The organism is Pseudoalteromonas sp. BSi20652 (assembly GCF_000239855.1).
In the GTDB taxonomy this organism is placed as follows: domain Bacteria; phylum Pseudomonadota; class Gammaproteobacteria; order Enterobacterales; family Alteromonadaceae; genus Pseudoalteromonas.
Window position 1 is genome coordinate 1 of record NZ_BADT01000244.1, and the last position, 18,037, is coordinate 18,037.

At 40.2% G+C, this 18,037-nt stretch carries 16 protein-coding genes and 3 pseudogenes; 17 read left to right on the plus strand and 2 right to left on the minus strand.

Annotated features, from left to right (window positions below):
• Positions 1-2,645, minus strand: a 2,645-nt coding sequence (gene rne, locus P20652_RS19280; protein WP_033018205.1) for a ribonuclease E, incomplete at its 3' end; no start/stop codon positions are given.
• Positions 2,646-3,421: 776 nt separating this feature from the next.
• Here rne and rluC point away from each other — a divergent pair.
• The 3 genes and pseudogenes from rluC to P20652_RS00660 form a co-directional block, all read left to right on the plus strand.
• Entirely contained in the window at positions 3,422-4,381 is a 960-nt protein-coding gene (rluC, locus tag P20652_RS00670; protein ID WP_008172789.1) for a 23S rRNA pseudouridine(955/2504/2580) synthase RluC, read from the plus strand.
• A pseudogene (locus tag P20652_RS00665) lies at positions 4,378-4,791 on the plus strand (HAD hydrolase-like protein); the annotation flags it as partial. The gene rluC and the pseudogene P20652_RS00665, both read left to right, overlap by 4 nt.
• Before the next feature lie 296 nt (positions 4,792-5,087).
• Positions 5,088-5,306: pseudogene (locus tag P20652_RS00660) on the plus strand (HAD family hydrolase); the annotation flags it as partial.
• A gap of 9 nt (positions 5,307-5,315) precedes the next feature.
• On the opposite strand, the gene P20652_RS00655 reads toward P20652_RS00660, so the two are convergent.
• A complete protein-coding gene (locus P20652_RS00655; RefSeq protein WP_008172794.1) occupies positions 5,316-5,915 on the minus strand; it encodes a nucleoside triphosphate pyrophosphatase in 600 nt (199 codons plus the stop codon).
• A gap of 131 nt (positions 5,916-6,046) precedes the next feature.
• Between P20652_RS00655 and yceD the strand changes: the two genes are divergently transcribed.
• The 14 genes and pseudogenes from yceD (at position 6,047) to P20652_RS00590 (ending at position 17,889) form a co-directional block, all read left to right on the plus strand.
• Entirely contained in the window at positions 6,047-6,571 is a 525-nt protein-coding gene (yceD, locus tag P20652_RS00650; protein ID WP_008172797.1) for a 23S rRNA accumulation protein YceD, read from the plus strand.
• A gap of 9 nt (positions 6,572-6,580) precedes the next feature.
• Complete coding sequence (rpmF, locus tag P20652_RS00645) at positions 6,581-6,751, plus strand: 50S ribosomal protein L32 (protein ID WP_002962381.1); 171 nt, start codon at positions 6,581-6,583, stop codon at positions 6,749-6,751.
• A 12-nt stretch (positions 6,752-6,763) separates the two neighbouring features.
• Positions 6,764-7,804, plus strand: coding sequence for a phosphate acyltransferase PlsX (gene plsX / locus P20652_RS00640; protein WP_033018207.1), 1,041 nt, complete (start codon positions 6,764-6,766; stop codon positions 7,802-7,804).
• A 52-nt stretch (positions 7,805-7,856) separates the two neighbouring features.
• Complete coding sequence (gene fabD, locus P20652_RS00635; RefSeq protein ID WP_008172801.1) at positions 7,857-8,783, plus strand: ACP S-malonyltransferase; 927 nt, start codon at positions 7,857-7,859, stop codon at positions 8,781-8,783.
• Positions 8,784-8,794: 11 nt separating this feature from the next.
• Positions 8,795-9,541, plus strand: a complete 747-nt coding sequence (gene fabG / locus P20652_RS00630) for a 3-oxoacyl-ACP reductase FabG (protein WP_008172802.1) — start codon at positions 8,795-8,797, stop codon at positions 9,539-9,541.
• A gap of 250 nt (positions 9,542-9,791) precedes the next feature.
• Positions 9,792-10,028, plus strand: coding sequence for an acyl carrier protein (acpP, locus tag P20652_RS00625; RefSeq protein ID WP_002962377.1), 237 nt, complete (start codon positions 9,792-9,794; stop codon positions 10,026-10,028).
• A 217-nt stretch (positions 10,029-10,245) separates the two neighbouring features.
• Positions 10,246-11,484: a beta-ketoacyl-ACP synthase II gene (gene fabF / locus P20652_RS00620; RefSeq protein WP_033018208.1), complete on the plus strand. Its 1,239-nt coding sequence runs from the start codon at positions 10,246-10,248 to the stop codon at positions 11,482-11,484.
• Positions 11,485-11,543: 59 nt separating this feature from the next.
• Positions 11,544-12,359 carry an aminodeoxychorismate lyase gene (gene pabC / locus P20652_RS00615; RefSeq protein WP_008172804.1) on the plus strand — a complete coding sequence of 272 codons (816 nt, stop codon included), beginning with the start codon at positions 11,544-11,546 and terminating at the stop codon, positions 12,357-12,359.
• Positions 12,353-13,338: pseudogene (gene mltG / locus P20652_RS19285) on the plus strand (endolytic transglycosylase MltG). Before pabC ends, mltG begins: the two are co-directional and overlap by 7 nt.
• 6 nt (positions 13,339-13,344) lie before the next feature.
• A complete protein-coding gene (gene tmk / locus P20652_RS00610; protein ID WP_008172807.1) occupies positions 13,345-13,971 on the plus strand; it encodes a dTMP kinase in 627 nt (208 codons plus the stop codon).
• 1 nt (position 13,972) lies between these two features.
• Complete coding sequence (locus tag P20652_RS00605; RefSeq protein ID WP_008172809.1) at positions 13,973-14,887, plus strand: AAA family ATPase; 915 nt, start codon at positions 13,973-13,975, stop codon at positions 14,885-14,887.
• Positions 14,888-14,899: 12 nt separating this feature from the next.
• Positions 14,900-15,226: a PilZ domain-containing protein gene (locus P20652_RS00600; protein ID WP_008172811.1), complete on the plus strand. Its 327-nt coding sequence runs from the start codon at positions 14,900-14,902 to the stop codon at positions 15,224-15,226.
• Between the two features lie 19 nt (positions 15,227-15,245).
• Positions 15,246-16,025, plus strand: a complete 780-nt coding sequence (locus tag P20652_RS00595) for a TatD family hydrolase (RefSeq protein WP_008172813.1) — start codon at positions 15,246-15,248, stop codon at positions 16,023-16,025.
• Between the two features lie 4 nt (positions 16,026-16,029).
• Positions 16,030-17,889: an alkaline phosphatase D family protein gene (locus P20652_RS00590; RefSeq protein ID WP_008172815.1), complete on the plus strand. Its 1,860-nt coding sequence runs from the start codon at positions 16,030-16,032 to the stop codon at positions 17,887-17,889.
• The last annotated feature ends 148 nt before the right edge of the window (positions 17,890-18,037 follow it).

Consider the following 18,037-nt stretch of genomic DNA (forward strand, 5'->3'; position numbering starts at 1 on the left):
GGTGCTTCAACTTTAGCTGGCTCTTCAGTTATTACTGGTGCTTCAACAGCTTCAACTTTTGCTAAGTCTTCTACAGCAATTGCTTTTTCCACTTGTTCAGATGCATCAGTAGCTGCTTCTTCAGACTTAGCTTTAAGTTCTGCTTCGTATTCTGCAGCAGCTTGGTCAGCAACAGGAACAAATGCAGGAGCTTCATCTGATTTAGTTTCATTGCCTTCGCCTTCAGGACGACGACGACGTTGACCTGAAGCACGCAAATGACGAGGAGAGCGACGTGAACGAGTACGTGTTTGTTCTTGTTCGTCTTCAGTTGTTATTGATTCATCGTTAGAGTCAACAATCTCAACTTTCTCTTCTTTAATATGCGCTGCTTTTTCTGAAGGAGCTTGTGGTTGTTTTTCGACAACAGGTGCTTGCTCTTTAACTTGTGGCTTTTCATCATTTACTACAGCTTGCTCAGCCGTTTGATCAACCGCTTTTATTTGCTCAGCATTTTCGTCTTGTAAACGCACTTTTTTACGTAAATTACGACGTTGACGACGAACCTTAGGCTTTTGCTCTCTAGGCTCTTGTGCAGGAGCTGGCTTAGAATCAGCAACAACGTTTTCAGTTGTTTCAACTTTTGATGGAGCATCAGATTTAATTTGCTCTTTATCTGCGCTTTTATGCTCTGGTCGTTTACGTGAATTAGGATTACGACGACGCTTATTGCGATTCTCAGTTCTTTCTTGGTTCTCACTCGTTACTGCAGGAGAATCTGTTTTAACTTCATCTTCATTAGTAGAGCGTTCAGTACGCGGTTTAGAACGCGGATTGTTACGACGACGTTGATTGTTGTTACGACGGCGATTATCACTACCACGATTATTATTACGCGCCTCTTGTTCTTGCTTTTGTTTTTCAGCAATGTCTTTTTTGTCTTCAACGGTTTCGCTGGCAAACAAAGACTTGAACCATTTAGTAATAGCTTCAAATAATCCACCTTCAGCTTTTGCTTCAACTGCTGCAGGTTTAGCTGAAGACGCAGGGGCCGCTTGTGGAGCAGGTGTAGAAGGCATTACAACGCCTTTTAACATTGGCTCTTCACGAACTTGTGCTACTGGCGACTTTGACATCTCATAGGCTTCAGGCTCTGGCGCAATTACTTGTTCATAACTTACCGTTTCAAGCGTTTCGTCTTTACGTAAGCGCATTACTTCATAGTGTGGCGTTTCCATGTGTTGATTAGGAATAATCACTATGTCACAACTATGCTGCTTTTCCATACGTTGAACACTGCGACGCTGCTCATTTAATAAATAAGCGGCAACAGCAACAGGTACTTGAGCATTAACTTGTGTTGTATTGTCTTTAATTGCTTCTTCTTCAATTAAACGAAGTATAGAAAGAGCAATTGACTCGTTAGAACGAATAGTACCTTGACCACTACAACGTGGGCACGGTCCTTGGCTTGCTTCACCTAAAGAAGGGCGCAGACGCTGACGCGACATTTCAAGTAAACCAAAACGAGATATTTTACCAATTTGTACGCGAGCACGATCTGGGCGAACAGCATCTTTCAAGCGATTTTCTACTTCACGCTGATGGCGTGGAGGTGTCATATCGATAAAGTCGATAACAATTAAGCCACCTAAGTCACGTAGGCGTAATTGGCGTGCAATTTCGTCAGCAGCTTCTAAGTTAGTGTTAAGTGCTGTTTCTTCAATATCGCCGCCTTTAGTTGCCTTAGACGAGTTGATATCGATAGACGTTAGCGCTTCTGTAGGGTCAATTACAATTGAACCACCTGATGGCAAACGTACTTCGCGTTGAAACGCAGATTCTATTTGGCTTTCAATTTGGTAATGCGTAAATAATGGCGTGTCACCTTGATAAAGTTTAACACGGCTCATAAAGTCAGGACGAAAGCGTTCTATGTGCGCTTGCGCTTCTTCAAAAACACGTGGTTTATCAATTAAAATTTCACCAATGTCACGGCGCAAATAATCGCGAATGGCACGGAAAATTACGTTACTTTCTTGGTGGATTAAAAACGGTGCTTTAGCGCTTTCAGCAGCAAGTCTTATTGCTTCCCAATGTACTAGTAACGCTTTTAAATCATAGTTTAGTTCTTCAAATGATTTACCAACACCCGCAGTACGAACAATTAAGCCCATACCTTTAGGTAATTCTAAACGATTAAGCGCTTCTTTAAGCTCTGTACGTTCATCACCTTCAATGCGACGAGAAATACCGCCAGCACGTGGGTTATTAGGCATCAGTACTAAGTAACTACCAGCAACACTGATAAACGTAGTTAGGGCTGCGCCTTTTTGGCCACGCTCTTCTTTATCAACTTGTACTATTACTTCTTGACCTTCTTTTATCACGTCGCGAATGTTTGGACGACCATGAAAAGTGTAACCTGCAGGAAAGTAAGTACGGGCAATTTCTTTTAGAGGAAGAAAACCATGGCGATCAGCACCGTAATCAATAAATGCTGCTTCAAGAGATGGTTCAATGCGAGTTATTTTACCTTTGTAAATATTGGCTTTTTTCTGTTCATGACCAGGACTTTCTATATCTAAATCATATAGGCGTTGGCCATCAACCAGTGCTACGCGCATTTCTTCTTGCTGCGTTGCATTGATTAGCATACGTTTCATATTGTTACTCTACTTAAATTTTGTCGCTGACATGACGATGTTTTTATCGCCTGTTCAGTTGTTCCTATTTTTAGAATGTGCAGCCTCACGACTGGGTCTTTAACGGAACGGCTCTGTATTTCGTATGCAGTATTTTTAAATGCTGGCAAACAATAGCGATTACTCCCGCTATTAAATTCTAAATGGTGCTAAAACCGTCGGCTTTTCAGCTACGTTTACAAGTTTTACCCAGAAGTCGGCCTGTCATATTAATCTTGCTAAATGCCATTCATATTAGGCGCGTAGGGCTCATTAAATTGGCGAGCAATACATACTGATGTATCGCTAATATCCGTTTTAAGAGACAAAAATCGCTGCCGATGTTAATGAACACTTATTTATCAGATTTTTTTAGTTCTAAATAAGCTGCTATACGGTACTACAATAATTGAGCAAATGCTGAACGACGTGTTTTTACGTCGTCACTATCAGACAAATTATCTGTTCATTGCTTTCTCAATCACATTAAAAATCACTTCATGTTCAAACTTAACCAGCAATATATTACGCGCATTGCCGTTAATTGATCGCACGTGTTAACTAGGTATGTATAAAAGCTTTGGAAAACTTAACTCGGATCTGTATGATCGGCTACCCAGAATGTGCATCACGAATGTTTTAATGTGTTAAAAAGCACCGTTGTTATTTGCAAATACTAAATATTTGCGTTGCTGATTATCCCACTATTATTACAGTGTTAGCAACTAAATTATTTTACTTAAATTAGTGATTAGGCAATGTCAGAAAAAAACGACTTACAAGTAACTTATGTCACGATCAACGAAGACCATTTAGGTCAGCGTATTGATAACTTTCTTATTACCCATTTAAAAGGGGTGCCTAAAAGCGCTATTTATAAACTTTTACGAAAAGGCGAAGTGCGCGTTAATAAAAAACGTATTAAGCCTGTATATAAACTTCAGCTTGACGATGTACTTCGTATTGCACCTATTAGAGTTGCTGAGCGTGAAGAATTTGTACCATCAAAATTAGACAAAGTAACTCGCCTTGAAAACGATATTTTATTTGAAGATAAATACCTTATCGTAATAAATAAACCATCAGGTATGGCTGTGCATGGCGGCAGTGGTTTAAGTTATGGCTTAATTGAAGCTTTGCGAGCACTTCGCCCAGAGGAACGTAGCCTTGAGCTCGTTCATAGGCTTGACCGTGATACATCGGGTTGTTTACTTATAGCCAAGCGTCGCTCGGTGTTAACAGCGTTGCATGAACAGCTTCGTGAAAAAACAATGGAAAAAAATTACTGGGCACTTGTTGAAGGGCAGTGGGATTCTAAAACTAAAAACGTAACCGAAGGGCTGCGAAAAAATACACTTAAATCGGGCGAGCGCGTAGTACGCGTAGATAACACTGAGGGAAAACCTTCACATACTCGTTTTAAAGTACTTGAACGTTTTAACGATTGCTCATTGGTACAAGCATCGCCTGTTACAGGGCGTACGCACCAAATTCGTGTGCATACGCAATGTAAAGGTCACCCAATAGCGTGCGACGATAAATATGGCGATCAGGGTTTTGACGATTCTATGCGTAAAGTTGGGTTAAACCGATTATTTTTACACGCACATGATTTAAGTTTTTATCACCCTAAAAACGAAACAACGATGCGTATTGAAGCGCCCCTTGATAAAACGCTTAAAAATACATTACTAAAATTACGAGATGCAAAACTGTGATTGCAGTGACGCCAATTAAAAAATATAAGCTCGTCATTTTTGATTGGGACGGCACTGTTATGGATTCAGTCACTAAAATAGTTAACTGTATTCGTAGTAGCGCCGAGTCACTTAATTTATTGCCACCTAGTGACGAAGCCATTAAAAACATTATTGGTATGTCGCTTGAAAAAGCAAATGATGTTTTATTTCCAGATAATGTAGCGCAGCATCAAGCGTTAATTTCAGGTTATAAATATCAATACAGTGTGGATACTACTCCCACGCCTGTATTTGATAATGTTGTCAGCGTTTTAGCTGCCTTAAAAGAGCAGGGCATTGTTTTAGCGGTTGCAACAGGTAAAGGTAGGGGTGGGTTAGATCGTTTGCTTGATCAAAGCCAACTTAGACACTTTTTTAGTGCAACACGTATTAGGGCCTGTTGACCTTTCAGGATTAAAATTTGCTCAATCTAGGGGCGATTTAATCGCGGCGCGAGGTTTGTAACCTAGTGGGCTAAGTAAAAACCGAGCAACAAAGAGTAAATCGCCCCTAGGCAGAACCCTTCGGGCAGCGCATGTTTGGCATTTATGCTGCGTTATCGCCTATTTATGGGGAATAACCACACTACATAGGCTCTGCCTTGCCTAAATACCAAACAGTCTGCTGCAAATTTAACCTCGAAAGATAAACAGGCCCTAGCGATGATGCGCAATCAAAGCCCTCTCCAAATATGCTGTATCAATTACTTGAAGAACTTGGCATAAGCGCTCAAGACGCTGTAATGATTGGCGACACTCAAATAGACATGACCATGGCAAAAGCTGCTGGCATGGATAGAATTGGCGTTACAATGGGTGTACACAACGCACAGCAGCTCAATACGCTTAGCCCCGTTGCAACGGTAGATAATTATCTGCAGCTGCAACAGGTTTTGCTTGGCTAATTTATTTAACTAAAACTTGTTTTGAGCAGTAAGAACATCAACACCAAACTTAGCCAGCAATTGGCTGAGTTTAATTAATGGTAATCCAATTAAGCTATTAGGATCGTCTCCGCTTAGTTTTTCAAATAAACAGATACCCAACCCTTCACTTTTAAAACTACCCGCGCAATTATAAGGCTGCTCTGCATCGCAATAAGCACTAATTTGTGCGTCACTGAGTGTTTTAAATGTTACATTAAAAGGCTCAACGCAGGTTTTTTTAGTGCCAGTTACTATATCGAAAACACACAAACCCGTTAAAAATGTTACAGTATGTCCGCTAAATAAATTTAGTTGTTTTGTGGCATTTTGTTTATTGTGCGGTTTACCTAAAATTTGATTGTTAAATACGGCTACTTGGTCTGATCCAATAGCTAACCCTTTGTTAAAGTGTTTATTAGCCGCCGAGGCTTTTAATTCACTTAAACGCTTAACCAGTTCGGTAGGTGTTTCGCATTCAAGCGCTGACTCGTCAACGTCTGGTGAAAACGTATCAAAGGGTAAATTAAATTTTTGTAATAAAGACTGCCTAAAAGGCGAGCTTGACGCTAAAATAAGTGAGTGCTTCACGGATTGTTTTCCTATGATAAATCAGATTGAGTTAGGATAAATCAGATCCGAGAGTAAAACACGTTAAAAACCAAGTAAAAATGGTTTTTTACTTTGACTAACAAACTAACTATCTATATGATGCAGCCCCTATGCAAAAGGTGAAAATTCCCATCACTCTTCATCCAGGCAAAGCAGCGCAGCACCGTTTAAAGTACGACGGAATTGTACCGCTTGAAAAACTTACTCGTTTAGAGAAAGTTGTGCAGGAGGAAGTAGGTGAAATAGCGGTAAAAATACATTGCAAAAACGATGATCAAGGTTTCGCTGTGATTAGAGGCAATTTGTCCACACACGTTACTGTCATTTGTCAACGTTGTAATGGTGATTTAGGGTTGGATTTGGTTCAAAATTTTGCGTACTCACCAGTAGGTGAAGACACAGAGTTAGAGATTTTTCCAGAAGACTACGATGAAGTAGCGCTTGATGAAAATGGTGAAGTTAACGTTTTTGATTTAATTGAAGACGAACTGATTTTAGCAATTCCATTAGTGGCTACCCACAACGAAGCTTCATGCAGTTATTCAGCAAAGCCTGCCAGCTTTGGTGTTCTAAAGGCGGAAGATGATAAACCTAATCCATTTGATATTTTGAAACAACTTAAGAAAGATTCTTAGGAGAAGACTATGGCTGTACAAAAAAGCAAAAAGTCTCGTGCAAGACGCGGCATGCGCCGTTCACACGATGCGATCAGTGGTCCAACTTTAACTGTAGATCAAACATCTGGTGAGACTCATCGTCGTCACCATGTGACTGCAGATGGTTACTACAAAGGCGTTCAAGTAATTTCTAAATAAGAGATTGCTTATATGCTGAATGATCTAACCATAGCGTTAGATATGATGGGGGGCGATTACGGCCCCCGTTCATCTATTCCTGCTGCCGTACATGCGGTAAATGCTCATGCCAATTTAACACTCATTTTGTGTGGTAATGAACACGTTATATCTAAAGAACTCGAATCCCTCGATTCTTTATCCCATCCTAGACTCATCATTCGTCACTGTAGTGAAATAGTCACCAATGCCTGCGAACCTGCAATTGCTGTGCGTTCAAAAAAAGATTCATCTATGCGTGTTGCCCTAGATTTAGTTAAATCGGGCGAGGCTCAAGCATGTGTTAGCTCAGGTAATACCGGCGCGCTATTTTTTATGGCTCACTATGTATTAAAAATGCTGCCAGGTGTTAAACGTGCCGCACTCATTTCATCTGTTCCTACAGAGCTTAAAAGCCCAGTATATTTACTCGACTTAGGTGCTAATGTGCATTGTGATGCGCAAATGCTCTATCAGTTTGGCATTATGGGCTCTATAGTTGCCGGACAAGCACTTGGACTAGATAATCCTCGCGTTAGTTTACTAAATATTGGCGCTGAGGACATTAAAGGCCACGACGACATCAAACAAGCTGCACAATTAATGCAGCAAAGCCCACATATAAATTATATTGGTTACAGCGAAGGCAGTGATATTTTTTCGGGTAAAGCAGATGTAATTGTATGCGAAGGGTTTGTGGGCAACGTGGCACTTAAAACATGCGAAGGTATTGCTAAGCTTATTATGAATAAGTTTACAACCGCCCTTGAAAAACACCTTTTATATAAATGTATGGCGTTTATGTTGCGTCCAATAATAAAAAAACTCTATAAAAAGGTGAACCCCGACCAGTATAACGGTGCTTCTCTGGTAGGATTGCGCGGTATTGTCGTTAAAAGTCATGGAAATGCGTCAGCTAAAGCATTTCAAGCAGCAATTGATGAAGCGGTAAAAGAGGTTGAACGTCAACTTCCTGATAAAATAGCCGCTATTTTCGAAAACACAGAGTCTAAAGACACGGCGGTTAATCAATAATTGATGTGCCGTGTATTTCATTATTTATTTGTTTAATTAAAAAGAGCAAAGTATGGCACAAAAAATTGCACTTCTATTCCCAGGTCAAGGTTCGCAAAGCGTTGGTATGTTACAAGAACTACTAGAGAGTTCTGACATTGTTAAAGCAACATTTGCAGAAGCATCAAATGCACTGGGTTACGACTTAGCAGAGCTAGTTCTTAATGGCCCAGAAGAAAAATTAAATCAAACTCACCGCACACAACCTGCATTATTAACTGCAAGTGTTGCTATTTACCGTGATTGGTTAGCAGCTAACCCTGATAAAGACGTAGTTATGGCAGGTCACAGCTTAGGTGAATACTCAGCGTTAGTATGTAGCGACGTACTAAGCTTGAGCGAAGCCGTAAAACTTGTTGAAAACCGTGGTTTATACATGCAAGAAGCCGTGCCAGCAGGCGTGGGTTCAATGGCTGCTATTATTGGCTTAGGTGATGAAGAAATTAAAGCCGCTTGCGTAGCATCAGCGCAAGGTGAGGTTGTTTCTCCAGTAAATTATAATTCGCCTGGTCAGGTTGTAATAGCAGGGCATAAAGCGGCAGTCGATAGAGCATCACAAGCATGTAAAGATGCGGGTGCTAAACGTGCATTACCGCTGTCTGTTAGCGTACCTTCACATTGTGAGTTAATGAAGCCAGCAGCTGAAAAATTAGCAGCAGACTTAGCCGCTTTAACATTTAATACACCTAAGTGTGATGTAATTAATAATGTTGATGTAAAAGCACAGACGTCAGCTGATGCAATTAAAGATGCATTAGTACGTCAACTATACAGCCCAGTTCGCTGGACAGAAACAGTGCAAGCACTTGTTGCACAAGGTGTAACACAAAGCTACGAATTTGGTCCTGGTAAAGTATTAACAGGCCTTGCAAAACGAATTGATAAAGCAATGATCTGTGGCTCAGTAAACGACGCCGCTTCAATTGATGCAGCTAAATAAGAGTATATAAAATGTCTAATTTATTTTCATTAGAGGGCAAAATTGTCCTAATTACTGGTGCCAGCCGTGGTATTGGTAAAGCAATTGCAACAACATTAGTAGCACAAGGTGCAAAAGTTGCAGGTACGGCAACAAGTGAGTCAGGCGCGGCTAAAATTAGTGAGTACCTAGGTGATAATGGTAAAGGGTATGCATTAAACGTAACCGATCCTGCATCAATAGAAGCAACACTTGCTTCAATAAAAGCTGATTTAGGCGATATTGACGTACTTGTAAATAACGCAGGTATAACACGCGATAACCTATTAATGCGTATGAAAGAGACTGAGTGGGACGATATTATCGACACTAATTTAAGCTCAGTTTTCCGTTTGTCTAAAGCGGTACTTCGCCCAATGATGAAGAAAAGAAACGGTCGTATTATTAACATTGGCTCAGTAGTGGGTACTATGGGTAATGCAGGTCAAGCTAATTATGCAGCAGCTAAAGCGGGCGTTATTGGTTTTTCTAAGTCACTTGCACGCGAAGTTGCGTCGCGTGGTATTACAGTAAACGTAGTCGCACCTGGTTTTATTCAAACAGATATGACCGATGAGTTATCAGAAGATCAAAAAGCAGCTACACTGGCTAATGTACCCGCTGGGCGTTTGGGTCAGCCAGACGAAATTGCAGCTGCTGTATGTTACTTAGCTTCTGACGCTGCTGCGTATGTTTCAGGCGAAACTTTGCATGTAAATGGCGCGATGTACATGGTTTAATAACCATAATATCAGCTAAACAATAAAATTAAGTTAAGTTAGTTAACTCAAAAACATTGAATTATTTGTTAACTTGCTTTAAACATACTTGAAATTGCTGTGAAAATAAGCGATAAAAGATAAAACAGACACTCAGAGGTTTGACCAGATAATTATTTATGGTCAAATCATTGAATCAGAGAATTATGCCGCGTAAACTACGCTGCAATCTGAAAATAACGCATTGGCGTTTTTAATAAAGGAAAGAAGAATGAGCGATATCCAAGAACGCGTAAAGAAAATTATTATTGAACAACTAGGTGTTAAAGAAGAAGAAGTTAAAAACGAATCTTCTTTCGTAGATGACCTAGGTGCAGATTCTCTTGATACTGTTGAACTAGTTATGGCTCTTGAAGAAGAGTTTGATACTGAGATCCCAGATGAAGAAGCTGAAAAGATCACAACAGTACAAACAGCAATCGATTACGTTACAGCTCACGCTGAGTAATTAATCGCAAACTAAGGGCAGCATTCGCTGCCCTTAGTTTATATATCCAAACCACCTCAAAGCACACGATCCAAAACTCAAATTTTAACGTCCAATTTTAACTAACAATTATTTTTGCGTGTGTTATGCATTTTTAATCTATTTTGGGACTAGCACTTTGAGGTAGCTTGGGTATGATCACACACTTATAAAAATAATCCCTTATTGGAGGCAAACCGTGGCTAAACGTCGAGTCGTCGTAACTGGCTTAGGAATGTTGACGCCGCTAGGCAATGATGTTCAATCAACCTGGCAAGGCTTATTAGATGGTAAAAGTGGTATTCAAACAATCACTCACTTTGACACATCAAAATTTGGTACAAAGTTCGCTGGTTTAATTAATGACTTTGATGCATCGGCTTACATGCAACCTAAAGATGCTAAAAAAATGGATTTATTTATCCAATACGGCATTGCAGCAGGTGTTCAAGCTTTTAAAGATTCAGGCCTAGAAGTAACAGAGCAAAATGCAACACGTATTGGTGTTGCTGTGGGTTCTGGTATTGGTGGGTTAACGCTTATCGAAGAAAACCACATTAAATTATTAAATAGTGGCCCTCGTAAGTTATCGCCATTTTATGTGCCATCAACGATTATTAATATGATCTCAGGTCATTTGTCAATGATGCACGGACTTCGTGGTCCAAATATTTCAATTGTAACAGCCTGTACAACTGGTTTGCATAACATTGGTCATGCTGCTCGTATGATTGCCTATGGCGATGCAGATGCGATGGTTGCCGGCGGTGCAGAAAAAGCCTGTACGCCAATTGGAATGGGTGGCTTTAATGCAGCACGTGCGTTATCAACACGTAACGACGATCCACAAGCGGCTTCTCGCCCTTGGGATAAAGACCGCGATGGTTTTGTACTCTCAGATGGTGCTGGTGTTGTTGTAGTTGAAGAGTACGAACACGCTAAAGCACGTGGCGCAAAAATTTATGCTGAGCTTGTAGGCTTTGGTATGAGCGGCGATGCGTATCACATGACATCACCTCCAGAAGATGGAGCGGGTGCTGCCCTTGCAATGCAAAACGCACTAAATGATGCGCAAGTGAACGCTGAGCAAATTGGTTACATTAACGCACACGGTACATCTACAAATGCCGGTGATAAAGCTGAAACTGCCGCTGTTAAGTCTATTTTTGGTAATGCAGCTAAAGATGTAATGGTTGGCTCGTCTAAATCGATGATGGGTCACTTGTTAGGTGCTGCAGGCTCGGTTGAATCGATTATTTCGATATTATCGCTTACAGATCAAAAAGTGTCGCCAACTATCAACCTTGATAACCCAGACGAAGGGTGTGACTTAGATTATATTGCACACACCGCACGTGATGCAAAGTTAGACTTTGCACTGTGTAACTCGTTCGGTTTTGGTGGTACTAATGGCTCGTTGCTATTTAAAAAGGTATAATCTTTTTTAACAACGAATCAAATTATAAGAGCTCAGTTGTTTAACTGGGCTTTTTTTATATGCCAAATAAAATGCAAACAATAATAACCACAGATCAAAACAGCACGTTAAGCACGCGTGATAGAGGCTTAAATTATGGTGATGGCTTTTTTACAACGGCTAAAGTTGTAGACGGGCAAGTACAGCATTGGGCTCATCATAAAGCACGTTTAATTGAGTGTGCACAGCGCTTGGGTTTTCCTGAGCTAGACTTTAATAGCCTTGAAAATCAAATTGCTTTGCATATAAAAGCTGCACCACTGAACGTGCTTAAAATACTTGTAACGCGAGGCGAAGGCGGACGTGGCTATGGGCTACCAAGTGAGTGTAATGTGACTATTTTACTGAGTGTATTAGATTACCCTAGTAATTACGGTACGCTTGCTAAAAAGGGTGTAAACCTAGAAATAAGCCCGATTAAATTAGCAGCACAGCCTTATTTAGCGGGTCTTAAAACATTAAACCGACTTGAACAAGTGCTAGTCAAAAAAGAAATGCAAACGCAAGACTGCGACGATGTGTTAGTGCTTGATTACAATAACAATGTAATTGAAGCTTCGGCAGCTAATATTTTTGCGATTAAAAATAAGTGTGTGTTTACGCCATTGCTTGATGAGTGCGGAATAAAGGGCGTTTATCTGCAATCGTTATGTGATAAATTGCCTGTTGAATTTAAACGCGTAAAAGTAGAAGACTTAACCCAAGCAGACGCCGTATTTGTGTGTAATAGCTTAATGGGAGCAGTACCTGTAAAGCGTATCGAACAACAGGTATTTAATACCGATGACAGCCACGCATTATTAACTAAATTATTAGCCAAGGAGGCTGAGTGTTAAAAGTTATTTTATCGGTATTTTTTTTAGCTGTAATAACCACCGCTGTTGGTTATCAGCAATTGCAAGCAACAATAAATAGCTCGCTAAAGGTAGCACAAAACACACAATTTGAAGTTAAGCGCGGTACTGGCTTTAATAAATTATGTCAGCAATGGCAAGCGAATAATTGGGTAGAGAGTTGCTGGCGTTATCAAATAATTGCCAAATTAAATCCAACACTCACCGACTTAAAAGCAGGGCTTTATGAGCTAACAGCCGACAGCGTTATCAACAATATAAAAAAATTAACCAAGGTCAGCAAATCAGTTTTAGCTTTACCATTATTGAAGGGCAAAACTTACGTGAAGTACTAAGTGCTATTAAAAAAGCGGATAATTTACAAAACGATTTAAAAAGCAGTGAACTCAGTACACAAATACTGGGTAATAATACGCATCTAGAGGGCTGGTTATTTCCCGACACGTATCATTATCACAATAACGATACCGCAAGCAGTGTATTAAAACGTGCAGCGCAAAAAATGCAGCAAACATTAGACGATGCTTGGCAGCAACGCGCTGTTAATCTACCCTACAAAACAGCATACGAAGCACTTATAATGGCGTCAATCATTGAAAAAGAAACTGGCCTTGCCAGCGAGCGTCCGTTAATTGCATCTGCTTTTGTTAATAGATTAAACACTAATATGCGCCTGCAGACTGACCCAACCGTAATATACGGATTAGGCGCTGATTTTGATGGCGATATTAAACGCAAAGATTTACGCGATTATACGCCTTACAACACGTACCGAATAAACGGCTTACCACCAACACCGATTGCAATGCCGTCAAAAGCCGCTATTTTAGCCGCTGTAAATCCGCCACAAACCCAATACGTTTACTTTGTATCAAAAGGCGATGGTAGCCACCAATTTTCAATCACGTTAAAGCAGCATAACGCGGCAGTTAAAACGTATATATTAAATAAAAAGAATTAAATTTATATGAAACCAAAATTTATAGTAATTGAAGGCCTAGAAGGCGCAGGAAAATCAACAGCAATTTCGTTGTGCCAAGATTTTTTTAAACAAAAAAAGATAGACTTTATAAACGTACGTGAACCTGGTGGCACACCACTGGCCGAATCATTACGTACGCTTGTAAAAGCAGAGCATGAAGAAGAAATCGCATTTGAAACTGAGTTACTAATTATGTACGCCGCGCGTTCGCAGCTAATGCATAACGTAATTAATCCTGCAATTGAACAAGGTCAATGGATATTAGCTGACCGCCACGATTTATCGTCTCAAGCGTATCAAGGCGGCGGTCGCGGTATTAGTTCAAATACACTGGCATCGTTATCGTCAATGGTGTTAAAAGGGTTAAAACCAGACTTAACTATTTACCTTGATATAGACCCTGTTATTGGTCTTGAGCGCGCAAAAGGGCGTGGTGAGCTTGACCGTATAGAGCAAGAAGCAATAGAGTTTTTTCAGCGCACACGCATGCGTTACTTAGAGCTTGCAAACGACGACTCATCAATTAAAACAGTGGATGCAAATCAAGACATCGACAAAGTACATCGCGATATTACTAACGTCTTACGCACTTTTTTTGAAGGGCTAAAATAACATGGCATTGCCTTGGTTACACGATACACAGCAACGCTTAGCGCAGAGTTTTCGTGGCCAGCGTTTTCATCATGCACAACTGTTTTGTGGGCCCATTGGTGTAGGTAAATTTGAGTTAAGCGATCAGTTAGCTAATGCATTATTGTGCCAAAACGTAGTACAACAATCAGCAGATGCTAATAGTATTTTAGCGCCGTGCGGGCACTGTAAAAGTTGCTCGTTAACGCTTGCTGGTACACATCCAGATAAACGTTTAACGCAGGTAGATGGTCAAAGTATTGGTGTTGACGATATACGCGCAATTAGTGATTTTATGAATCATTCTGCAGCGCAAAACGGCAACAAAGTGGTTGTTATCGAAAACTGCGAAAAAATGACCACTGCAGCAGCTAACGCATTATTAAAAACGCTTGAAGAGCCAAGTAACAGCCGATTTTTAATACTTACAACAAGCCAAGCTGCGCAGCTTCCAGCTACTATATTAAGCCGGTGTGCTAAAACGGATATAAAAGTAACAAACACAGATCTTGCCCAGCAATGGCTTGAGTCGTTACAAATTACAGGCTACAACTGGTTACCGCTTTTTTATAGCCAACCATTGCAAGTAAAACAGTGGCAAGAGCAAAGTCAGCTACAAAACATCGATACGCTTTATAAGTTTGCAACTGAGTTTAAACAAAGCCATAATTTTAAAGCGTTAGTCGATATAATAAATAAACAGCCTGAACTTGTTCGTATATTCACTTTGTTTTTAAGCGAGCAATTAAAGCAGCAATTGCTCCAAGGTATGAGTTTTGAAACGTACCAAGTTGCGCAACAAGCATTAAGTGAGTTTTTGCAAAATAATACTAAAATACTTGGGCTTAATTTACCGCTGGCCGTATCACGATTAGCGTACATATTACGTAATCAATAAAAAGGACTAAACATGCAAGAGCTATTAGTTGATATAGACAACCTAGATGAGTTATATCGCTGTTATATGCCTTACCTAAAAAAAGGGGGCTTGTTTGTGCGTACTAATATGCGTTACGAAGCAGGGCATTCATTAGCGCTCAGAGTGACCTTACCTGATGCACTTGAAGATGACGTAGTGACCGGTAAAGTGTCGTGGATCACACCACAAGGGGCACAAAGTTCAAACCCGCCAGGCATAGGTATTTGCTTTTTAGACGATAAAACAAACCTAAACGCCAAGATCGAAAAATTACTGGGGACTATGTTAAACTCCAGTGATCCAACTTACACCATGTAGAAAAAAACAAGGCCCAATTTTGATTGTAGATTCTCATTGCCATTTAGACCGTCTTGATTTTGATAAACTCGACTTAAACCTTGACCAAGTACTTGATAAAGCACGTGCTAAAAAGGTTGAACATTTTTTATGTGTAAGCGTAACACTTGATCAGTTCCCGAGCATGCTTGATAAAATTAAGCATTACAACGATGTATCAGCCTCGTGTGGTGTACATCCACTTGATCAAAAAGACGCCCTTAATAAACAGCAACTAATCGACTTAGCCTCACACGAAAAAGTCGTCGCTATTGGCGAAACGGGTCTTGATTACTACTATTCAAAAGACACTCACGCAGTGCAGCAAGCAAGCTTTGTTGGGCACATTGAAGTGGCTAATCAATTACAAAAACCGTTAATTATTCATACTCGTGATGCCCGCAGCGATACCATTAATTTAATGCGTGAGCACAAGGCCGAAAACTGCGGTGGTGTACTACATTGCTTTACTGAAGACTGGGAGATGGCTAAAAAAGCCATAGACATGGGCTTTTATATTTCTATTTCGGGCATTGTTACCTTTAAAAATGCATTAGAGCTAAAAGAAGTAGTAAAACAAATACCGCTAGATAGATTATTAATAGAAACCGACTCGCCTTATTTAGCGCCGGTACCGTATCGTGGGCAAACAAATCAGCCCGCGTACGTAGAAGATGTAGCTTATTACATTAGCGAGCTTAAAGGCATTAGCTTTAATGAACTGGCCAAAGCGACAACCGAAAACTTTTATTCATTATTTAAATTAGCAGCTAAAGGCTAAATACATGAAAACTCACACGGCAAACCTACCTGTTTTACTAATGGGGCCAATGGTGCGCCGTGCAGAGCAAACTGGAGTCTGCATTCAGTTTGCTACCACAAAGCCTGCAAACTGCCAAATAAACTTATTAAATGTTGAGTGTTATAGCGAACAACACTCTGTTGCTTTGGGGGATCATTTATACCTGTATTTCGTTATTATAAAACCAATAGATAACAAATTCCCTGTAGACAGCTTACTAAGCTATGAACTTACAATTGACGATGCAATCATTGATTTATCATCTTGGTGCTATAGCAATCAAACAACGCCTGCATTTGTAATTCCTAACCAACTGAGTGATATTTTGCATGGCTCGTGCCGAAATGCACATCATCCAGCAAAAGACAGCTTAGTACCGGCAAGTCACTGGCAAAACACCCAACGCAGCAATAATAACCAAGGCGCACAATTGTTATTACTGAGTGGCGATCAGGTATACGCCGATGATGTAGCAGGCCCCATGTTATTAGCTATTCATCAGTTAGTTAAAGCCTTAGGTATTTATAAAGAGCAACCACTTGCAATAGAGTTACCGGCCGATATAAATGAGCAACTTTATAATCGTCATTTGTACTTACCAAAAACGCCTTGGCAAAAGCGCTCAAAGTTAGGTGTTGGTTACTGGCTAAAAAAAGACGAGCCTCATTTTTCAAGTGTAAAAGCCTACAATCACCTCATCCATTTTGAAGAATACATTGCACTTTATTTATTAAATTTTAGTGCAGCCGCTTGGCATTGTGTCGATATAAAAAACACAACGTATGCAGGGCAAAGCGAGCAAAACAAAACTATTTTTAACGCTGAAAAAACAGCATTGATTGATTATGCAAAAGATTTGAGTGAAGTAGAGCGGTTGTTTGCCAATGTATCTACATTAATGATATTTGACGATCACGATGTAACCGATGACTGGAACCTCACCGCTGGGTGGGAGCAAGCTATAAATGATAATCCAAGTAGTAAACGGATCATTAATAACGGCTTAATTAGTTATTGGCTTTTTCAGGGAATGGGGAACGATGCACTAAATAAAACAGGCGAGCTACTTACCCCTTTTAAGCAAAGCCTAGTTACCAACAACATTTGGCAATTTAAAACATTTGATAAACCATTAAACGAATTTAATTATTGGCATTACGAACTGACTACAATACCCAAAGTCGTCGTACTCGATACCCGTACGCACCGCTGGCGAAATGAGCAAAACTTTAACGAGCCCTCGGGTCTACTTGATTGGAAACGCCTAACAGAGCTTGAAGAAAGCCTATTAAGCCACGATCAGGTTATTATTGTATCGCCAGCCCCTGTGTTTGGTGTTAAATCAATAGAAGCCATTCAAGCCATGTTTAACATATGTGGCCAACCACTCATGGTTGACGTAGAAAACTGGATGGCGCACGAAGGCTCAGCCAAAAAGCTACTCGATACCTTTAGACGAACCGACACACCTAACGAAACCCTTATTTTATCGGGTGATGTACATTACTCGTTTTGTTTTTCGGTGCAAAAGCGTTTTGGCGATCATCCCAATCGAATTTGGCAACTAACCGCCAGCGGTATTAAAAACGAGTTTCCGCGCAAACTTATAAATATACTTGATAAACTAGATTCAATTTTATACGGGCCAAAAAGCCCATTAAACTTTTTTACCAAACGCTGGCACATGGAAGTAGATAAGCACCAAACCATAGGTGAAGGGCAAAAATACTTAGTAAGCGACTCAGCTATTAGTTTAATAACACTAGAGCAAGGAAATTTAGCCCGCTATCAACTTATAAACGGTGAAGGGCATTTAACTGAGTTTGATTTAGAAGAACAGTAATTCTTAATCAATTGTTGAATAAATTAAAAACCTATTTGCACAAAGAGAAGCGAAAGAGGAGTAAATGAGAAGACATAATGCCGATCAGGATATAGTTTCTGTTTTATTACTTCCTCTAAAAGCGCAGCGCCTCATAACCTCTTAGTGC